The sequence below is a fragment of the candidate division KSB1 bacterium genome (assembly GCA_022562085.1).
In the GTDB taxonomy this organism is placed as follows: Bacteria; Zhuqueibacterota; Zhuqueibacteria; order Oceanimicrobiales; family Oceanimicrobiaceae; genus Oceanimicrobium.
Window position 1 is genome coordinate 1 of sequence record JADFPY010000300.1, and the last position, 5,736, is coordinate 5,736.

Here is a 5,736-nt window from a genome sequence, read left to right on the forward strand (position 1 = left end):
TTGAATTTAAGTGTGGAAAATATGAAAAAAAGCGATGAGAAGCAAGGAGTAATACGCTCAGTGCCCCGGCCGGTGCACAAGTTTTAGAGGGTTCAAAAAAATACATTTCCGTTTTTAGTCTAAAGACCTTGACAAAGTCCAAAGATTATTTACTTTAACATTCTTAACACAAAAGCACGTAAAAACTTTTTAGTTATGACTATGAAAATCATAAAAAATCTGCTGGTGCTGTTTCTTTTTGTTACTACAGTTACCGCGCAGGAATCCGCTCGCGACATCATCAAAAAATCGGATGATCTGATGCGCGGCAAAACCCACACGGGTAAATATACCATGACCATCATCCGACCCGATTGGCAGCGGACTACTGAGTTCAAATTCTGGTCGGAGGGCACAGACAAGGCGTTCATTCTGATACTTGCACCTGCAAAAGATAAGGGCGTGACCTTTCTGAAAATCAAGAAGGAAATGTGGAATTACATCCCGAAAATCAACCGCGATATTAAAATTCCCCCTTCGATGCTGCTGCAGTCCTGGATGGGGTCGGATTTCACCAATGATGATTTGGTACAGGAATCAAATGCCGTCACCGATTATTCTCATGCTTTGCTCGGCAAAGAAAGAGTGGCCGGCTATGAGGCTTATAAAATTGAGCTCAAACCCAAACCGAAAGCAGCGGTAGTTTGGGATAAAATAGTCATGTTGATTGCAGTCAAAAACTATGTACCCCTCAAAGAAGAGTATTACAACGAACGAGGTGAGCTGATCCGGACCATGATTTTCTATGATATCAAAAAAATGGACGGACGGGTTATCCCGGCAAAGTTTGAAATCATCGAAGAAAAAAAACCCGGGCATAAAACCGTTATGGAGCTTGAGGATGTAACCTTCAATAAGCCGGTTAAGAGATCGGTGTTTACCAAGCAGAATTTGAGGAGAGCGAAGCCGTAACTCGATGCTCGATGCCGGATACTGGATTCTAGATATTCTAAGCACCAAGCAACCAGCATCCAGCATCCAGCATCCCTCTGGAATATCTGATAAGTTTCGGAAATAACCGCTAAGAAAATGAAAAAACTCCTAACCCTCGCCTGGCGCAACATCTGGCGTAATAAGCGCCGCAGTCTTATTACAATTTCAGCAATTGCGTTTGCAATTCTCATCGTGGCGACAACCCGGTCGATGCAATATGGCACCTACGACACCATGGAATACATGGCGGTCAGTCTTTATAACGGCGAAGTCCAGGTGCATCGCAACGGTTTCCAGCATGAACGCTCTGTGGACTATTTTTTAGCGCAAGATGAAAAAGACTGGCAAGCTATTATTGAAACGTACCCACAATATACCGCCTTCAGCCGGCGCCTCACCAGCTTTGGTTTGGTCAGCTCAGATTCAGCCAGTACCGGCGCTTTAATTGTGGGGATCGAACCCGAGCGGGAGCCGAAAATCACACAATTTTCCGGGATGGTGAAAGAAGGCGAGTCATTAAAATCAGGGGATGATCATCTGGTCCTGGTCGGAGCAACTTTAGCTAAAAACCTGGCAGTCGGAATTGGCGATACTTTGGTAGTCTTAACCCAAGGATACCGCAACCAAATGGGCGCAGATCTTTATGTCGTCAAAGGAACCATCAGCGTCGGCCATTCAGACCTCGATCGTGGCCTGATGATTATGCCTCTGCATAACGCCCAGGAACTCTACTCACTTTATAATGGCATCACCGAGGTTGTTCTTAGCACAACGAATTTCAGAAACGCGAATCTGGCTTCAAAAGCCCTGCTCATGGATTTTAATGACCCTCGTTACGAAGTCCTTTCCTGGGAAGAAATGATGCCTGAACTCAAACAGCTTATTGCCCTCGATAATATCAGCGGCGTTTTCTACCTGATTTTTATTCTAATTATTGTAGGAATTGAAATTTTCAATACAACGATGATGAGCGTCGTAGAACGCACCCGAGAGTTCGCAATCCTGCAATCAATTGGCATGAAGCCGAAGCAAATCGGCGGACTCATTTTCACCGAGTCCTTTCTGAAGATATCGATTTCCCTGACTGTTGGCTTTTTGCTTTCTTATTTAGTGATATTCATTTTGACTCAAAACCCAATTCCACTGCCTGATGGACTGAAAGAAGCTTACGCCGATTATGGTTTCGTTATCGATGACATAAAATTCTCCAGCGATGCAAAGGTTTTTTATGAGCCTATTCTAACAATTGCAATGTTTGCGGTTTTGGCTTTGCTTTATCCGATTTATAAAACGACTAAACTGAATCCGATGGAGGCGTTCAGGAAAACATAAAATTTTATCACCCGATGGCACCAAGAACGCAAAGAAAATTTCCCACTGAAACACACTGAAAATCACCGGGGGTCACCGAAAACTTTTTAACTCAAAACGAATTCGGTGAGCTTCAGTGACTTCGGCGCAATTCGGTGGAATATATTTTTGTCCCTAAATCATTGCCTGGTCATGGTTCTGAGGGAGAAAAATGGACACATTACGTCGAACTTTTAAAACTAAATCCGTTCAAAAAGCCTATTCCCAAGTCGCGTGGACCTACAACTTGTGGAGTAGGTTAACCGAATCTAAAGCCGCAGAAAAGGTATTTGAACTGGCTGAAATTCAAAACGGAGAAAATATTTTGGAGGTAGCGGTAGGTACTGGCATTGTTTTTGAAGAAATTGTTAAATGCAACCGGGATGGCAAAAATGTCGGAATGGATCTTTCACCAGGTATGCTTGCAAAAGCAATTAAAAGATTAGAGCATTCCTATCAAAATTATTTAAATTATGGAAATGTTTTTTCGCTCCCTTTCAAGAACAACCAATTTGATCTGGTCATCAATAATTACATGTTCGACTTGCTACCCGAAGAAAAGTTCGAAGCAATTTTATTGGAATTCAAAAGGGTATTAAAAAATCCGGGGCGGATTGTCATTACAAACATGGCATATGGTAAATACTGGTTCCATAAATTTTGGGCTTGGCTTGCTAAAGCATCTCCGAGTATTCTAACCGGCTGTCGTCCGGTTTCACTTGAAGGTTATTTGAAAAAGACTGGTTTCTCGAATATTCAAGTGGTAAGTGTTAGTCAAAATACATTTCCGTCGGAAGTTTTAAAAGCAGAGATCTAACCGCTAATAAACACGAATAAACGCTAATATAATGACTAAGTTAATAGAAAAGGATCTTGTTTATAAGATTGTCGGCTGTGCCATGGCAGTCCATAATGAGATTGGCCATGGGTTTAGAGAAAAAACATATGAAAATGCTCTTTGTGTCGAATTCAAACACGAGGGACTTGAATACGCCCAACAATCAGTTTTTCCTGTCATGTATCGTAGTGAAAAAGTTGACAGATATATTCCAGATTTGATAGTTGAAAACAAAATCATTGTCGACACTAAAACCGTTGAAAGCATCATTGATGAGCATCGTGGAACAATTCTAAATTATTTGAGAGTTACAAATTTACAAGTAGGCTTAATCATAAATTACAAACACCCAAAATTAGAATGGGAAAGGTTGGTTCTCGACACAGCCCGTTAATCATTCGCGTCAATTAGCGTTCATTAGTGGTTCTGGTAATGGTCGGAATAAACATGAATATTCTCCTCAAAATATCCTGGCGAAACATTTGGCGCAATCCAAGACGCAGCTGGGTTTTGATTACGTCGATTGCAGTCGGTATCTTTGGGTACATGGGGACCTCTGCGTTCAGTCGCGGCTTTTTAGTGCAAATGGTGGAATCGACCATCAATTTGCACGGTGGGCACGTTACCATTGCCGCTAAAGGATATCATGAGAATCCCAACATTCGTTTGTTCATTCGCAACCCTGAGCATGTAGAGCAATTCTTAAATGAAATCAACGGCGTCCATTATGCCCCGCTGGTTTCTTTTTCCGGCATGATAAACAGCACGGAAAAAGCTGCGGGTGTGATGATTCATGGTGTAAGCCCTGAACAAGAATCTCATATCACGGTTATTTCACAATCGATTGTCGAAGGAAATTATTTGAGTGAGCGGGAAAACCAGATTCTCCTGGGGAAAGGACTTGCCGAGAAATTAAACGTGCAAATCGGTGAAAAAGTCGTGCTGATGACCTCGGACTTGAATAAAGACATAAGCTCCGGAGCTTACCGTATCTCCGGTTTGTTTGAAACGACAAGTCCGGATTTTGACAAAACTTCCGTATATCTTAACCAAACAGCCGCCCAAAGTCTTGCCGGGTACACAAACCAAATTACAGCTTTTAATATTAAAGTGGACGAGACTCCGGAACTGGAATCTATCATCCAAACAATAAAATCGAACGTGCAAGGCAAGAAATTGGAAGTCTTATCCTGGGGAGATCGCAATCGCTTACTTGTGCTCGCTCTGGAACTTTACGATTATTCAGTGATTATTATCGTCGTTATTTTGTTTGTCGCCATTGCATTCAGCATTGCCAATTCATTTTTGATGGTTATTTATGAACGCATTCATGAGCTGGGAATTATGATGGCCAACGGCGTCTTTCCGCGGAAAATTCGGTTCATGTTGTATATTGAAGCTTTTTTTATAACACTGCTCGGCTCCGGTTTTGGGTACGGCATCTCCGTTGCCGTTTTTGGATACTTAAGCCGGGTCGGCCTGGATCTCTCCGCTTTTGCCGCAGGGATCGGAAAATTCGGCGTTGGCTCAATTCTTTATCCTAAAATCGTAGCGATGGACTTTATTCTGGGTTTGGTGCTTATCAATTTAATCGTATTTTTGTCTGTTTTATGGCCTTCAATAAAGGCCAGCCGCTTCGAGGTTGCTGATGCGATTCGGTTTGATTAAATTTAACCACAAATTTCACAAATTGACGCGACAAGAATTGGAGTTGTTATGAGTCTGGTACAGCTTGAAAACATCGTTAAAATCTATCAGGGTAAAAACAAAGTGCCGGTGCAGGCCTTGAGTGAAGTCCGCTTTGGTGTTGAAGCAGGTGAGTTCACTGCGATCGCCGGTCCATCCGGCTCGGGAAAAACCACCTTGCTGAATATTATCGGCGGCTTGGATAAACCGACATCCGGATCGGTTACGGTGGCAGGAGAAAACCTTACCAACCTGGATCGAAATAAACTCGCTGAATTTAGATTAAACACTTTAGGGTTTATATTTCAAGCATATAATTTGATTCCGGTTCTCACCGCCGAGGAGAACGCTGAATTTATGCTATTGCTGCAGGGCGTCTCGAAAGCAGAACGGCACCAACGAGTCAAAGCTGAATTTGCGGAATTGGGTATCGAAGAAGATCTGCTGCACCGGCGTCCAAACGAATTGAGCGGCGGCCAGCAGCAAAGGGTGGCCGTGGCGCGTGCCCTGGTTTCGCACCCGAAGCTCATTCTCGCCGACGAGCCCACCGCTAATCTCGATTCGAAAACCGGCAGCCTGCTTTTAGATAAAATGAAGGAGATGAATAAGAAGAAGGGCGTCACATTTCTTTTCTCAACCCACGATCCCATGGTCATGAAACGGGCGCGGCGTTTGGTAATTTTGCGGGATGGTCAAATTGTTGAAGACAGATCTAATTGAATATTGATGATTGAAAAATTGCGGATCGGAAGTTGGCTAATTTTATTATTCCAAACTGCTTTTATTGCCGGCCCTCTCACATCGCAGGAACTATCTTTAGCCTTCGGCGGTTACGTGAAAAATCTTACCATTCGCTCAAACTCCATTCTCACAAATAATGCTTTTTTACT

The 5,736-nt window shown here is 42.9% G+C and carries 6 protein-coding genes; all 6 read left to right on the forward strand.

Annotated elements, in window-relative coordinates:
• Window positions 1–201 precede the first annotated feature (201 nt).
• Window positions 202–951 carry an outer membrane lipoprotein-sorting protein gene (locus IH879_18570; GenBank protein ID MCH7676930.1) on the forward strand — a complete coding sequence of 250 codons (750 nt, stop codon included), beginning with the start codon at window positions 202–204 and terminating at the stop codon, window positions 949–951.
• A gap of 117 nt (window positions 952–1,068) precedes the next feature.
• The gene (locus IH879_18575) at window positions 1,069–2,304 is read left to right on the forward strand and encodes an ABC transporter permease (GenBank protein MCH7676931.1); all 1,236 of its coding nucleotides are present in this window, start codon (window positions 1,069–1,071) and stop codon (window positions 2,302–2,304) included.
• A 190-nt stretch (window positions 2,305–2,494) separates the two neighbouring features.
• On the forward strand, window positions 2,495–3,139 hold the full coding sequence (locus IH879_18580; protein MCH7676932.1) for a methyltransferase domain-containing protein: 645 nt from the start codon (window positions 2,495–2,497) through the stop codon (window positions 3,137–3,139).
• A 31-nt stretch (window positions 3,140–3,170) separates the two neighbouring features.
• Window positions 3,171–3,554: a GxxExxY protein gene (locus IH879_18585; GenBank protein ID MCH7676933.1), complete on the forward strand. Its 384-nt coding sequence runs from the start codon at window positions 3,171–3,173 to the stop codon at window positions 3,552–3,554.
• A gap of 53 nt (window positions 3,555–3,607) precedes the next feature.
• Window positions 3,608–4,828, forward strand: a complete 1,221-nt coding sequence (locus IH879_18590; GenBank protein MCH7676934.1) for an ABC transporter permease — start codon at window positions 3,608–3,610, stop codon at window positions 4,826–4,828.
• A gap of 48 nt (window positions 4,829–4,876) precedes the next feature.
• Entirely contained in the window at window positions 4,877–5,566 is a 690-nt protein-coding gene (locus IH879_18595) for an ABC transporter ATP-binding protein (GenBank protein MCH7676935.1), read from the forward strand.
• Window positions 5,567–5,736: the final 170 nt, after the last annotated feature.

Bases quoted from the DNA above. Each gene is read 5' to 3' on its own strand.
- IH879_18580 (MCH7676932.1), top strand. From the start codon at position 2,495: ATGGACACATTACGTCGAACTTTTAAAACTAAATCCGTTCAAAAAGCC.
- IH879_18595 (MCH7676935.1), top strand. From the start codon at position 4,877: ATGAGTCTGGTACAGCTTGAAAACATCGTTAAAATCTATCAGGGTAAA.
- IH879_18585 (MCH7676933.1), top strand. From the start codon at position 3,171: ATGACTAAGTTAATAGAAAAGGATCTTGTTTATAAGATTGTCGGCTGT.
- IH879_18570 (MCH7676930.1), top strand. From the start codon at position 202: ATGAAAATCATAAAAAATCTGCTGGTGCTGTTTCTTTTTGTTACTACA.
- IH879_18575 (MCH7676931.1), top strand. From the start codon at position 1,069: ATGAAAAAACTCCTAACCCTCGCCTGGCGCAACATCTGGCGTAATAAG.
- IH879_18590 (MCH7676934.1), top strand. From the start codon at position 3,608: ATGAATATTCTCCTCAAAATATCCTGGCGAAACATTTGGCGCAATCCA.